This is a genomic window from Streptomyces sp. NPDC052107, assembly GCF_040680215.1.
Taxonomy (GTDB): Bacteria; Actinomycetota; Actinomycetes; order Streptomycetales; family Streptomycetaceae; genus Streptomyces.
Map to the genome: position 1 here is coordinate 129,578 of NZ_JBFAWG010000014.1, position 13,881 is coordinate 143,458.

The 13,881-nt window shown below is 72.7% G+C and carries 13 protein-coding genes; 7 read left to right on the top strand and 6 right to left on the bottom strand.

Annotation, left to right across the window (positions count from 1 at the left end):
• The first annotated feature begins 67 nt into the window (after window positions 1–67).
• Entirely contained in the window at window positions 68–1,063 is a 996-nt protein-coding gene (locus AB0M27_RS18350) for an MBL fold metallo-hydrolase (RefSeq protein WP_365722942.1), read from the top strand.
• A gap of 107 nt (window positions 1,064–1,170) precedes the next feature.
• Here AB0M27_RS18350 and AB0M27_RS18355 read toward each other — a convergent pair whose 3' ends face one another.
• Window positions 1,171–1,782, bottom strand: coding sequence for a VTT domain-containing protein (locus tag AB0M27_RS18355; RefSeq protein ID WP_365722890.1), 612 nt, complete (start codon window positions 1,780–1,782; stop codon window positions 1,171–1,173).
• Window positions 1,783–1,802: 20 nt separating this feature from the next.
• On the bottom strand, window positions 1,803–2,576 hold the full coding sequence (locus tag AB0M27_RS18360; RefSeq protein WP_365722943.1) for an MBL fold metallo-hydrolase: 774 nt from the start codon (window positions 2,574–2,576) through the stop codon (window positions 1,803–1,805).
• Between the two features lie 84 nt (window positions 2,577–2,660).
• On the opposite strand from AB0M27_RS18360, the gene AB0M27_RS18365 reads away from it, so the two are divergent.
• A complete protein-coding gene (locus AB0M27_RS18365; protein ID WP_365722891.1) occupies window positions 2,661–3,098 on the top strand; it encodes a hypothetical protein in 438 nt (145 codons plus the stop codon).
• A 10-nt stretch (window positions 3,099–3,108) separates the two neighbouring features.
• Here AB0M27_RS18365 and AB0M27_RS18370 read toward each other — a convergent pair whose 3' ends face one another.
• Window positions 3,109–3,588, bottom strand: coding sequence for a Clp protease N-terminal domain-containing protein (locus AB0M27_RS18370; RefSeq protein WP_365722892.1), 480 nt, complete (start codon window positions 3,586–3,588; stop codon window positions 3,109–3,111).
• Window position 3,589: 1 nt separating this feature from the next.
• The gene (locus tag AB0M27_RS18375) at window positions 3,590–3,724 is read right to left on the bottom strand and encodes a hypothetical protein (protein WP_365722893.1); all 135 of its coding nucleotides are present in this window, start codon (window positions 3,722–3,724) and stop codon (window positions 3,590–3,592) included.
• A gap of 85 nt (window positions 3,725–3,809) precedes the next feature.
• Between AB0M27_RS18375 and AB0M27_RS18380 the strand changes: the two genes are divergently transcribed.
• The 5 genes from AB0M27_RS18380 (at window position 3,810) to dnaK (ending at window position 11,558) form a co-directional block, all read left to right on the top strand.
• Window positions 3,810–6,089 (top strand): phage holin family protein, encoded by a 2,280-nt coding sequence (locus tag AB0M27_RS18380; protein ID WP_365722894.1) that lies wholly within the window; start codon window positions 3,810–3,812, stop codon window positions 6,087–6,089.
• An 80-nt stretch (window positions 6,090–6,169) separates the two neighbouring features.
• Window positions 6,170–7,231: a MoxR family ATPase gene (locus AB0M27_RS18385; protein WP_365722895.1), complete on the top strand. Its 1,062-nt coding sequence runs from the start codon at window positions 6,170–6,172 to the stop codon at window positions 7,229–7,231.
• A gap of 86 nt (window positions 7,232–7,317) precedes the next feature.
• Window positions 7,318–9,051 (top strand): hypothetical protein, encoded by a 1,734-nt coding sequence (locus AB0M27_RS18390; protein WP_365722944.1) that lies wholly within the window; start codon window positions 7,318–7,320, stop codon window positions 9,049–9,051.
• 82 nt (window positions 9,052–9,133) lie between these two features.
• Entirely contained in the window at window positions 9,134–9,559 is a 426-nt protein-coding gene (locus AB0M27_RS18395) for an OsmC family protein (protein WP_055709926.1), read from the top strand.
• 136 nt (window positions 9,560–9,695) lie between these two features.
• Entirely contained in the window at window positions 9,696–11,558 is a 1,863-nt protein-coding gene (dnaK, locus tag AB0M27_RS18400) for a molecular chaperone DnaK (RefSeq protein ID WP_365722896.1), read from the top strand.
• A gap of 58 nt (window positions 11,559–11,616) precedes the next feature.
• Here the strand turns inward: dnaK and AB0M27_RS18405 are convergent, their stop codons facing one another.
• Window positions 11,617–12,024: a hypothetical protein gene (locus tag AB0M27_RS18405; RefSeq protein ID WP_365722897.1), complete on the bottom strand. Its 408-nt coding sequence runs from the start codon at window positions 12,022–12,024 to the stop codon at window positions 11,617–11,619.
• On the bottom strand, window positions 12,021–13,730 hold the full coding sequence (locus tag AB0M27_RS18410) for a right-handed parallel beta-helix repeat-containing protein (protein WP_365722898.1): 1,710 nt from the start codon (window positions 13,728–13,730) through the stop codon (window positions 12,021–12,023). Before AB0M27_RS18410 ends, AB0M27_RS18405 begins: the two co-directional genes overlap by 4 nt.
• Window positions 13,731–13,881 lie beyond the last annotated feature (151 nt).

The following is a 13,881-nucleotide window of genomic DNA, read 5'->3' on the forward strand; positions in this document are numbered from 1 at the left end:
CAAGACGACCGCGACGGCCAAGACGGCTACGGCGACCGCACCGACGGCACCGACTCGCTCCACCGGCATGCCGACCCCCCTGGCACCCCCTTTCCCCCCGCTGGCCGAGCCCCGTCCCCTCGGCGAACACCGCGTGTGGCCACGTACCTTCCACGACCGGCTCACCGCCCCCCTGCCCGGCCTCAAGGCCCTCGCCCGCTTCGCCCGCGAAGGCGCCATACGACCCGGTCGCGAAGGCCTCGCGGACGTTCCCCGGCTCCCGTGCGCCCCCGCCCCGCTGCCCCGCGTCGACACCCGCACCCTCGCCGTCACCTGGGCCGGGCACGCCAGTTGGGTCGTGCGGATCGGCGGCCTGACCGTGCTCACCGATCCCGTCTGGTCCCGCCGCATCCTCGGCACCCCGGCGCGCATCACCCCTGTCGGCGTCCCGTGGGCCGCGCTGCCCCGCGTCGACGCCGTGGTCATCAGCCACAACCACTACGATCACCTCGATGCCCCCACCCTGCGCCAACTCCCGCGGGACACCCCGGTGTTCGTGCCGGCTGGCCTCGGCCGCTGGTTCCGCCGGCGCCGCTTCACCTGCGTCACCGAGCTGGACTGGTGGGAGGGCGCCGAACTGTCCGGCGTTCGTTTCGACTTCGTCCCCGCCCACCACTGGTCCAAGCGCACCCTCACCGACACCTGTCACAGCCTCTGGGGCGGCTGGGTGCTCACCGACGCCGGCGGACAGCGCCTCTACTTCGCCGGCGACACCGGCTACGGCCACTGGTTCTCCCGCATCGGCCGCCGCTACCCCGGCATCGACCTCGCCCTCATGCCCATCGGCGCCTACGACCCCCGTTGGTGGCTCAGCGACGTCCACTGCGACCCGGAGGAAGCGGTCCAGGCCACCCTCGACGTCGGCGCCCGCCGCATGGCCCCCATGCACTGGGGCACCTTCATCCTCTCCGCGGAGCCGGTCCTGGAACCGCTGACGAGAGTGCGGGCGGCTTGGGAGAAGGCGGGGTTGGAGGGGGAGGACCTGTGGGATCTGCCGGTGGGGGCTTCAAAGGTGCTTGAGTGAGGCGCCCCCGTCAGGGGCGTGGGGCCGTATGGACATGCGCCTCCGCCGCGTGGGCGCGAGCGACCACCATGCACCCGCAGTCCGAAGCGAACGGAACCTCGACGGCGCTACCGAAACCGTCGCACCACACTCGGCATCGCGCTGATCACCAAGGTCAGCGCGACCGCCACCGCAACCCCCTCCCACGGCTCGTTGAACAACGACCCACCCAGAACCCCGATGACCTGATACGTGGCCGCCCACGCAAGGCACGCCGGCAGGTTGCCCCGCACAAACCGCCTCAACGGCCAGTCGGCCATCAGGCAGGCCAACATCACCGGTATCCGCCCCGCGGGGACGAGCCGGGACAGCACCAGCACCGCAACCCCGTGCTCGGCCAACCTCCCCCGCGCCTGCGCGGCACGCTCCTCCGGTGCCCGGCTCCTGATCGCCTCCAGCCACCGGGACCCGTTCCGCGACCGCATCCCGCGCCGCCCCAGCCAGTACAGCGCCGCATCTCCCAAGAAGGCCGCCAGCGACGCCGTGACGAAGACCAGAGCCAGCGAGAACGGCGCCGTCTGATGGAACGCCACCACCGCCGCAGAACTCACCAGCGCCCCGGTCGGCACCACCGGCACCAGCGCCCCGATCAGCACCAGCAGAAACAGCGACGGATACCCGATCGCCTGCTGTGTCGACTCCGGCGGCACCGTCGACGTGGTGGACGCGGCGGCCAGCACCGCCGCGGAGGCCGGCCACCTCACCGTGCGACCTCCAGCCGGACACTCTCGCCGTGGCCCAGCTTGTACACCGCCACCCCCGGCGCCGCCACGGCCGCCAGCCGCACGAACTCGTCCCCCGGCGCGTGGAACTCGTGCGGGCGCACCGTGTCCATCCCGATCGGCCAGTACGTCCCGTAGTGCACCGGCACGGCCGCCCGCGGTGCCAGCCGCGCCAGCGCCTGCGCCGCCCGCCCCGCGTCCAGATGCCCCTCACCGAGATACGGCCCCCAGCCGCCCACGGGCAGCAGCGCCACGTCCACCGGCCCGACCCGCTCGGCCATCGCGTCGAACAGCCCGGTGTCCCCGGCGAAGTACGTCCGTGCCTCGCCCTCCACGACATAGCCGAGCGCGGGCGCGCGGCGCGGGCCCACCGGCAGCCGCCGCCCGTCGTGCAGTGCCGGCACCGCCCGCACCAGCAGCTCACCGATCCGCACCTCGTCCCCAGGCGCCACCTCCGTCACCCGCAGCCGACGCAGCCGGCGGAGCCCGGGCACCGCCCGTGGTGCGCCCCGGGGCACGAGCAGGCGCGTGCCCGGGGTGAGCTCCGCCAGCGAGGGCAGATGCAGATGGTCGGCGTGCAGATGGGAGACGAGCACCACGTCCGCGCGACGGGCCTCGGCCGGTGGCACGGCACCCCGGCGCCGCCGCAGATGCGCCAGCCGACGGGCGAACAGGGGATCGGTGAGCACACGTATGTTCGCGTCCTGGACCGTGCAGGTGGCGTGACCCCACCAGGTGATCTCCGCCGGCACCTTCTTCGCCTCCTTCACGCGACTCCCCGAAGCCTACGGGCAGGAGTAGGGTCGGCGGCGAAACCCGGAGGTGAGGGGGACGCCATGGGACAGCTGCGGGGTACCTCCGACATGCCCGCGCCCGCGCCGGTGCGGGTTATCGCGATCGCCAGCCTGACCCCGCTGGAGGAACTGGAAGCGGACCCCTTCCTCGTCGACTCCCGCAGCCAGCACGCCATGTGCGCCCGCTGGGCCGCCGAACGCGGGTACGTCATCGCCCGGGAACTCCTCGTCGGTGGACTGCGCTTCGACCACGGCGCACTGTGGGACGGAGTCCGGCCGGGAGTGGACGTGTTCGTCGCGCCCAGCCTGCGCGTGCTCCGGCGCGCTCTCTCCTCGGTCGAGGCGTTCACCGCCGAGTGCGCGCGCCGGGGCGTGCGCGTGGAGACCGTCGGGCGGGCCGAGCCGTCGTACGACGCCCAGATGAAGGCCCGCGTGCACCGCCGGCTGTCCATGCCGACGGCCGGCTACGACGGCCGCTAGCGTCCGCGCCCTAGGCGGCCGGGACCTGGACCGCGACGCCTTCCTCCTGGGCGAGCCCGCCCAGGAGCAGAAGCTCGGTGTCGACGACCCGGTGCCCGCGGGTGTGGGCCTCGCGGGCGGCCGGCTCCAGGCCCTTCTTGGCGCGGGTGGTGAAGGCGGGCCGGGGGAAGCGGAAGGCTCCGGGGCCGAAGGTGTCGTCGGCGCGACGCTGGATCTCGGCCACGTCGATGCCACGGGAGGCGCGGGCGTCCTTGGCCGCCTGGCCGCCGGTGGCGGCCACCCCGGCCTCGGCCGGCAGCCGCTCGGTCGTCCGGCGCGCCTGCCCCAGCTCCACGCCGTGCCGACGGAGCACCTCACTCGCCGAGACGGCGGTCTGTGCCAGGCCGAGCGGGAGATGTTCGGTGCCGATGAAGTCGTGCTTCAGTGCCGGTGCCGCGTCCTGAGCCGCCACCACGGCCTGTCTGGCCGGCTCGCTGCAGTGGTCGTACACGTCAGCGCTCCTTGCCTGTCGCCTTGCGCCTGCTCGCGTGCTTCTCGTGGACCGACTGCCTGCTGACCTGCAGCGCCGTGGTCTTGCTGGTGACCTGGCTCGCCAGTCGGGCGGCCGGTGACTCGTCCACCGTCATCGGCCCTGCGGTGGACCCGGTATGACAGGGTGGAGCGGGGCCCGGGCGTCGAGCGGGGCGGGACGGGACGTGAGGGGGACAAGGCGTGCGAGGCGTACGGTGGCGACGGGTCGCCAGTCAGATCGGCCGGAGCGTCGCCGTATGGGCGGTCTCCACCCTCACCATGCTGGTCCTCGCCGCACTCCTGCCCGACTTCCAGCTCCAGTCCGCCGACGGCGACAGCGCCACCCGCATCGCCGTCACCGCCGCGCTCGGCGCCGGTGCCTTCGGTGTGCTGTCGGCCGTGGTGTGGCCGCTCCTGGTCCGGCTCCTGCTGCTCGTACCCGCCCTCGTGCTCGGTCTGTTGGTCTTCTTCCTCAACGGTTCCCTGCTGCTGCTCGCCCTGCGCATCAACCCCTCCGGTCACGGCGAGGCGGCTCCCGAGACCGCCGTCATCGTGGCCGCCGTGATGTCCGCCGTCGCCTCGGCCACCGGCGCGGCCCTCGCCGTCCGCGACGACGAGACCTACCGGCGCCGCCTGCACCGCCTCGCCGCCCGCCGCCGCAGATCCGACCCGCCCTGCCCCAGCACCCCCGGCCTGGTCTTCGTCCAGCTCGACGGCGTCGGCCATGGCGTCCTCGTCGATGCGGTCCGGAAGGGGCTGATGCCTACGGTCGCGCGGTGGCTGGGGATGGGCGACGGTATACAGCCGACCGGCGACGGCGACGGCGACGGCGACGGCGGCGGCATACGGTCTACCGGCGATGGCCCGTGGCGAGCCCGTGACGGGAGCCAACAGGCCGGCGACGTGCAGCGGGTGGACGGTATACAGGCGACGGCCGACGCGCCGTGGCGAACTCGCGACGGTATACGGTCTACCGGCGACGGCCCGCAGTCGACCCACCGCCTCGCCCCCTGGCGCACCGACTGGTCCAGCCAGACCGGTGCCAGCCAGCTCGGCATTCTCCACGGCAGTACCTTCGACGTGCCGGCCTTCCGCTGGTACGAGAAGGACCGCGGGGAGGTGATGGTGTGCAATCGACCGACGAGCGCCGCCGAGCTGCAGCGCCGCGCCATACGGCATACACACGACGGTGGACTGCTCAGCGTGGACGGTGCCAGCCGTGGCAACCTCTTCAGCGGCGGCGCCGGTGAACAGGCCCTCGTGCTGTCCATCGCGGCCCGCCGACGCAGCCGGGAGAACCGTTCCCGCGCCGGTTACTTCGCCTACTTCTCCGACCCCGCGGGCGCCGTCCGCACCGCCCTGTCCTTCGTCGCCGAGGTGGTCCGCGAGATCGGCCAGTCCACCCGCGCCCGGATGCGGAGGCAGCGCCCCCGGGTGAGCCGCGGCGGTCTCTACCCGCTCGTCCGCGCGTTCGCCACCGTCGTCGAACGGGACGTCGTCGTCGCGGCGGTGATGGGCGACATGCTCGCCGGGCGCACGGCCGTCTACGCCGATCTAGTCGCCTACGACGAGGTCGCCCACCACTCCGGTCCGTGCAGCCGGGACGCCGAGAAGGTCCTGCAGCGCCTCGACCGCTCCCTCGCCCTCCTCCAGCGGGTCGCCGAGCACGCGCCCCGCCCGTACCGCATCGTCGTCCTGTCCGACCACGGGCAGAGCCCCGGCGAGACCTTCCGCTCCCGCTACGGACTCACCCTCGGCGACCTGGTCCGGGCCGGCTGCGGGCTGCACGTGCCGCGCCGGGCCGAACACACGCACAGCGGTGCCGAGGCCCGTGCCGCCGTCCGGGCCGCGCTGCGCCGGCCCGTGGAGGAGAAGAGCGAGCAGCACCACACCGCCCCCGGCTCCGAGCCGATCGTGCTGGCCTCCGGCAACCTCGGTCTGGTGTCCTTCCCGGACGTCCCGCACCGCATGACCAAGGAGGAGATCGACGCCCGCCACCCCGCCCTGCTCACCACCCTCGCCAACCACCCCGGCATCGGCTTCCTGCTGGTGCGCAGCGCGGAGCACGGCGGCGTGGTGCTGGGTGCCCACGGCGCCGAGATCCCGCTGGCCAGGCTCGACGACCAGCCCGGCCCGCTGGCCCGGTTCGGTCCCGGCGCCGCCGACGCCGTCCGCCGTACCCACTCCTTCCCGCACACCGCCGACATCATGGTGAACTCCGCCCTCGACCCCGCCGACGGCGAGGTCCTCGCCTTCGAGGAACAGATCGGCTCCCACGGCGGCCTCGGCGGCGCCCAGTCCCGCCCGTTCCTGCTCTCGCCGCTGGAGTTGTCCGCACCGGCCGACGGCGAGGCGGAACTGACCGGCGCCGAGCAGGTGCACGAGGTACTGCGCCGCTGGCTGGGCGAGCTGAACGGCCCCCAGGTCCCGCTGACCGACGACACCGGCACCGACGACACCGACGACGAGCGGGCCGCCTGAAAATCGGCTGCGCCCGCACCGCCCTACACCCAGACTGTTCGAGTCGTAGAGCACTCGAACACCCACAAGGATGCCCAGCGTTGCAGGCTGCCGTCACCGTCACTCCCGCCCGCGTCCCCGAACTCCTCCTCGGCCTCGCCACCGTCCGGCCCGTGTTCCTCTGGGGCGCCCCCGGCATCGGAAAGTCGTCCCTGGTGCGGGAGTTCGCCGACTCGCTGGGCCTCGAGTGCGTGAGCCTGCTCGGTACGCAGCTCGCCCCCGAGGACCTGATCGGCGTGCCGCAGATCCGCGACGGACGGTCGGTGTTCTGCCCGCCGGAGACGATCGCCCGGGACGAGCCGTACTGTCTGTTCCTGGACGAGCTGAACGCGGCCACCCCGGATGTGCAGAAGGCGTTCTACTCGCTGATCCTCGACCGCCGCATCGGGAACTACGAGCTGCCCGCGGGGTCCATCGTCATCGGTGCCGGGAACCGGGCCACCGACAACGCGCTCGCCCGTCCGCTGGCCTCCGCCCTTGTCAACCGGCTCGCCCATGTCCATCTGGCGGTCTCCGCCACGGACTGGCTGGCCTGGGCCGCCGGCCACGGCATCCACCCGTGGATCCTCGATCACCTCACCGACCGGCCGGACCACCTGTGGTCCAAGCCGCCGAAAACCGAGGAACCGTTCTCCACGCCCCGTTCCTGGCACATGCTCTCCGACGCCCTGCACTCCTTCGGTGCCGATCTGGACGAGCCGACCCTGACCGTCCTGGCGCACGGCACGCTCACGCCCGCGCACGCGACCGCGTTCTGCGGTTACGTCAAGGTCGTGCGCAGCCGGTTCGGGATCGAGGCGGTCCTCAGGGGCGACGCCCGCTGGCCGCACCGCATGCAGGACCGGGACCTGCTGTACTACCTCGCCGAGTCGTTCCGCGGCCGGCTCGTCAAGGAGCTGCCCGCAAGCAAGGAGCACATGTCGGCGAACGGCCGGCAGATCGCCTACCGGGCCAAGTCGCTGCTGGTGCAGCTCGCCGAGATCTCCGTGGAGGTCGCCCAGACCGTCATCGCCTCCGACGCCGACGGCAACCCCGTGCTGCCCTCCTGGTTCCTGGTCGAGGCCGCCCGCGACATGCCCCGCCTGGTGGAGGCCCGACGGTGAGCCGCACCGGGCCGAAGAAGACGGAACAGAAGAAGACGGAACAGAAGAGGAAGCGCGACCTGGCCGGTGAGGCGTTCGCCGAGGGCATGCGGCTGCTGCGCGCCAACCCCGCCCTCGCCGCTGTCGACTTCGGCACCTGCCGCAGCGAGACCTGCACCTTCGCCCCGCGCGAGGGCCTGCTCGTCGTGGACTCCGATGCCACCGTGCACGCGCACCCCGACCGGGTCGCCGACCCCGGCGCCTGGGCCCGGGCCCTCGCCCACGCCGCGCTCCACCTCGGCTTCGGGCACCTCCCGGCCGCCAAGGGCCGGCGCGAGCAGCCCGACCGCTACGACCTGGCCGCCCGCTGTGTCGTCGTGAACCGTTTTCTGCTCGGTTTCCCCGTCGGCACCACCCCCGAGGACCTGCCCACCAGCTATCCCGACGGAGACGAGGAACGGCTCGCCGCGCGCTGGCGGGCCCACGGCCTGCCGCCCGCCTACGAGCGCTGCGGTACCGCCGGCGGCGCACCCGACCAGGTGCTCACCGAATGGCATGCCTGGCAGGGCCCCGTCCCGGACCGGCAGCTGGCCTTCGCCACCGCGCTGACCCGGACCGTGTCCGCCGCGATGGACATGGCCGGCGGCCGCCGGGACTCGCTCGACGGCGCGCGGCTCCCGCAGCGCCCGTGGGAGCGGGCCCTGAGCTGGTTCGTCTCCTCCTACCCGCTGCTCGGCGGCATCGCCGCCGGCATCAAACTGGTCGCCGACGCCGAACTGGCCCGCGCCCACGGCATCCAGATCGCCGCCGTCGACCCCGAGGCCGGCGAGATCTACATCAACCCGCTGCGCACCTTCGACGCCGAGGAGTGGCGGTTCGTCCTCGCCCACGAGATGCTGCACGCCGCCCTCCGCCACGGCGACCGCTGCGGCCCCCGCGACCCCTACCTGTTCAACGTCGCCTGCGACTACGTCATCAACGGCTGGCTGGTCGAGATGCAGGTCGGCACCATGCCGGAGGGCCTGCTGCACGACCCGGAGCTCGCCGGCCTGTCCGCCGAGGAGGTCTACGACCGCATCGCCGGCGACCTGCGCCGCGTCCGCCGCCTGGCCACCCTGCGCGGCAAGGGCACCGGCGACGTCCTCGGCGCCCCGCTGGGCCCGCCCGGCCCTTACGTCAACCTGGACGAGTTCTACCGGCGCGGACTCGGCCGCGGCCTCGACCTGCACCAGGCGCAGGAGCGCGGCTTCCTGCCCGGCGGCCTGGTCGAGGAGATCCGCGCGCTCAGCCATCCGCCGCTGCCCTGGGACGCGCAACTCGCCCGGTGGTTCGACGAGTTCGTGCCCCGCCCGGAGCCCGTACGGTCCTTCGCCCGCCCGGCGCGCCGCCAGGCCTCCACCCCCGACATCCCGCGTGCGGGCCGCTGGTTCCCGCCCGAGGGGGTCGCGCGCTGCACCTTCGGGGTCGTCCTCGACACCTCCGGCTCGATGAACCGCACCCTGCTCGGCAAGGCGCTCGGCGCGATCGCCTCCTACGCCGAGGCCCGGGACGTACCGGCCGCCCGGGTGGTGTTCTGCGACGCAGCCCCGCACGACGCCGGCTATCTCCCGGTCACCGAGATCGCGGGCCGGGTCCGGGTGCACGGGCGCGGCGGTACGGTCCTGCAGCCCGGCATCGACCTGCTGCACCGGGCCGAGGACTTCCCGCCCGCGGCACCGGTGCTGGTGATCACCGACGGCTGGTGCGACGTACTGCGGGTGCGCCGTGAGCACGCATATCTGATCCCGCAGGGAAGTCACCTCCCGTTCACGCCGCGTGGGCCGGTCTTCAGAGTGCGATGAGCCCGGATGTGATCGGATAGGAGCACGGAAACCCCCCGTAACGGGATCTCACGTCACGGGACCCGACGCGAAAGGAACCATCGTGGCCACCACGCGCACCGCGCACACCGTCTGGGAAGGCAACCTGCTCCAGGGGCACGGCGTCGTCACGTTCGACTCCTCCGGCATCGGCGAGCAGCCGGTGTCGTGGCCGTCGCGCGCCGAGCAGGCGAACGGCAAGACCAGCCCCGAGGAGCTGATCGCCGCCGCCCACTCCAGCTGCTTCTCCATGGCCCTCTCGCATGGTCTGACCGGCGCCGGCACCCCGCCCACCCGGCTGCAGACCAAGGCCGACGTGACCTTCCAGCCGGGCGAGGGCATCACCGGCATCCACCTCACCGTGCGCGGCGAGGTGCCGGGCCTGGACGCGGAGGGCTTCGCCTCCGCCGCCGAGGACGCCAAGAAGAACTGCCCGGTCAGCCAGGCCCTGGCCGGTACGACCATCACCCTGACGGCCGAGCTGGCCTGACGCCCGTACGGCCCTCGATGCCGCGTCCCGCTCCAGGGGCGCGGCATCGCCGTGTCCGGGTACCCGGCCATTGACAGCGCCGCGGGCACGTCCTGTGCTGGGAGTGCGGCGGCGCCCGGGCGGAAGGGGACGGACCATGGCACGTGCGGTCGGGATCGATCTCGGGACGACGAACTCGGTGGTGGCCGTCCTGGAGGGCGGCGAGCCCACCGTCGTCACCAACGCGGAGGGTGCGCGCACCACACCCTCCGTGGTGGCGTTCGCGAAGAACGGGGAGGTGCTGGTCGGCGAGGTCGCCAAGCGGCAGGCCGTGACCAACGTGGAGCGCACCGCCCGCTCGGTGAAACGGCACATGGGAGACGCTTCCTGGCGCTTCCCCGAGCAGGGCTCCGTCGACGGCAGCCGCCTGCGTGCGCAGGAGCTGTCCGCGCGGGTGCTGCAGAAACTGAAGCGGGACGCGGAGGCCTACCTCGGCGAGGACGTCACGGACGCGGTGATCACCGTGCCGGCGTACTTCGACGACGCCCAGCGGCAGGCCACCAAGGAGGCAGGCGAGATCGCCGGCCTGAAGGTGCTCAGGATCATCAACGAGCCGACCGCCGCCGCCCTCGCCTACGGCCTGGACCGGGGCGACGAACAGACGGTCCTGGTGTTCGACCTCGGCGGCGGCACCTTCGACGTGTCCCTGCTGGAGATCGGCGACGGCGTCATCGAGGTGAAGGCCACCAACGGCGACACCCACCTCGGCGGCGACGACTGGGACCAGCGGATCGTCGAGCACCTGGTGAAGCGGTTCAAGGGGAGTTACGGCATCGACCTCGGCGCCGACAAGATGGCGGTGCAGCGGCTGCGCGAGGCCGCCGAGAAGGCCAAGATCGAGCTGTCGTCGTCCTCGGAGACCTCGATCAACCTGCCCTACATCACCGCCTCCGCCGAGGGCCCGCTGCACCTGGAGGAGAAACTGACGCGTGCTCAGTTCCAGGAGCTGAGCGCCGACTTGCTCGACCGCTGCAAGAAGCCGTTCCACCAGGCCGTCCAGGACGCAGGGATCCAGCTGTCCGCGATCGACCACGTCATCCTCGTCGGCGGCTCCACCCGGATGCCCGCCGTCACCGACCTGGTCCGTGATCTCACCGGCAAGGACCCGCACAAGGGCGTCAACCCCGACGAGGTGGTCGCCGTCGGCGCTGCCCTCCAGGCCGGTGTCCTGCGCGGCGACGTCAAGGACGTGCTGCTGCTCGACGTCACCCCGCTGTCCCTGGGCATCGAGACCAAGGGCGGCATCATGACCAAGCTGATCGAACGCAACACCACGATCCCGACGCGCCGTTCGGAGATCTTCACCACCGCCACCGACAACCAGCCCTCGGTCGGCATCCAGGTCTACCAGGGCGAACGCGAGATCGCCGCCTACAACAAGAAGCTCGGCGTCTTCGACCTCACCGGGCTGCCGCCCGCCCCGCGCGGCGTCCCGCAGATCGAGGTGGCCTTCGACATCGACGCCAACGGGATCATGCACGTCTCGGCGAAGGACCTGGCGACGGGACGCGAGCAGAAGATGACGGTCACCGGCGGTTCGGCGCTTCCGAAGGACGACATCGACCGCATGATGCGGGAGGCCGAACAGTACGCCGAGGAGGACCGCAAACGCCGCGAGGTCGCCGAGACCCGCAACCAGGCCGAGCAACTCGTCTACCAGACCGAGAATTTCCTGCGCGACAACCGGGACCGCATCCCCGCCGACACGCGCGGCGAGGTCGAGACGGCCGCGGCGGAACTGAAGACCCTGCTGGAGCAGAACGCCGACACCACCGCCCTGCGCACCGGCGTGGAGAAACTCGCCACCGTCAGCCAGAAGATGGGGCAGGCCATGTACGCCTCCGCCGGCGGCCAGACCGCACAGGAGGGCGCGAGCACGGAGAACACGGCCGACGCGGACGGCGTGGTCGACGCGGAGATCGTGGACGACGAGCACGACAGCAAGGGCGGAGCCGCCTGACACCGCCCGGCCGGGGGCGCCTGGGGCTGATACCGGCTCGCAGGGGGCGTCCCGGGGTTCACATGAGCGCGGTCAGGTTTCTGATCGCCTCGTGTGCCCACTCCTGCGCGCCCGCCTCCACCCCGGCCGCGGCACCCATGGCGACCGGGGCCAGCGCCCCCTTGAGGCCGTTCAGCACCCGCCTCAGCCGACCCGGCTCGGGTGTCCCGGGCCCGGTGACCTCCGCGAGCACCTCCCCGGCCGCGGCCTCGGCGTCCACCCGGTCCTGCTCCGCGAGGCCCGCGTGCGGCAGCTGACGCACCAGCTCGCCCACGAGCCGGGCGAGCGCCTCGACATCGGGTGCGGCCGCGGTGTCGTTCCGCTGGTTCTGGGTGACGGTCTGGTTGCCCCAGGCGATCTGGCTGCCCGAGACCGGTCCGTGGAACTGCGGACCGCCGTGGGCGTCCTGCTGCTGCGGGTCGATCATGAGCCGGCTCCGTCCTGTGTGGTCTGCTGCTGGATGACGTGGGTGTTGCCGAAGGCGACCTGGGAGTGCGTGATCGCGCCGGTGAAGACCGGGGCGTTGTAGTTGTTGACGACGGTCGCCGGCGGGGGAGCGGCCGGCTCGGAGAACTGCTCGGCGACACGCAGCGAGGAGTCGAGCGAGACCAGGTCGACGCGGCCGTTGTGCTGGACGGCCATGCCCCCCGGCGCGCCCGTCACGGAGCAGTCCACCAGCCGGCCGCCGCTCGTCCCCTGCACCGACACGGCCACCCGGCCGCAGTCGGTGAACCGGGTCCCGGCGACGTCCAGGTACGCGGAGTCCGTGGAGCCGAGGCCGGGTCCGTCCGGGCCGGTGACAGACAGGTTCCGGGCGAACAAGGTCGATCGGCCGATGGCGAGGACGCCCATGCCCATCTCGGCGACCTCGCAGTCCTGGACCCGCAGCGTGGACTCCTCGACGGCGGCGAAACCCACGACCCCGCGCCGCGCGGTCACCCCCCTGACCGTGACCCGCGACTGGCCGCCCGCGGCCACGGACCCCATGGTGCAGTCATGGAACCGCCCGCCGGTCACCTCGGCCGTGGTACCGGCGTCGCCCTGTGTCTCCAGGCCTGCCGTGCAGTGCTCGACCCGCACGTCCTCGAAGACGGCCGAGGATCCCTCCCGCACCCGCAGCGCGACGCTCGGCAGGTTCTCGACGTCGATCCGGCTAAAGCGCCCCCGGGACTTGCCGACGACCGCGACACCGACGTTGCCTCCCACGATCCGGCAGCCCGACACCGCCGGCGCGCCGCCCCCCGTCACGAACACCGACACCGTCCGGGCGTCGACCACCTCGCAGTCCTCGAACGTCCCCAGGCCCGCGTCCGCGACGTTGATGCCCGTGTCCCGGCAGTCGGTGAACACACAGTCGCGGACGACGGGATCGCTGCCGGCCGTCGCCGCGACCCCGTGCTCGGCGTCGCTCACCCGGCAGCCCTGCATCAGGCCCCGGGACTGCCCGGTGAACAACACGCCCTCGGCCTGAACGGCGCTGATCACGCAGTCCGTGACGGTCAGCTCCGCCCGTGTGTCCGCGGACACGGCCGCCTGTCCGGTACCGGACAGCTCGCATCCCGCGAGCTCGGCCCGGGCGTCACTGACCCGCACTCCGTGGATCTGGCTGCCGGTGAACCGGCTGTCGCGGAGAGCGACTCGGCCGCTCTCGATCACCGCGACCGCGTTGTCGGCGGCGTCGGTGAACCGGCACCGTTCCACGCTCCCCGTCGCCCCGGTGAACAGCACCCGCCCGTACCGGAATTCGCTGTCGGTCAGAGTGGCAGCCGTGTCCCGCCGGGCGTGCAGACAGACGCCGCCGTGCGCCCGGACCGCCACCCGGTCCAGTACGAGGGTGCCCGCGTGCAGGTCGACGACGTCCGCGTCCCGCCCGACCAGCTCCAGACCACGCACCACCACCGACCCCGCGGCCTCCAGCACGGTGCCCCGGGCCGGGTTCACCACCACGGAGCCGGGTTCACCGCGCGCGACGAGCTCGACCTCGCCCCGTACGGTCAGGAACTCCGGGTAATGTCCGGGCTCGATCTCCACCCGCACCGGGCCGCGCCGGCCTGCGGCCGCCCGCAGCGCGGACCCGATGTCCGGATAGGTGCCCCACCGCCCGCGCGGTGCGACCACGAACCGCTTCACCATGCCCGCATTCCCCCGCCGTGCTCATCGATGGCGCCGTCCGCTCGCGGCGACCGATGCTACCGGAGCACTCAACCACCCAGCCGTTGCCGGCCGCAGGCCCAACTGCCGTGGATCGCGGGCGCGGTGGACGACGTACGGCCGGATACAGACC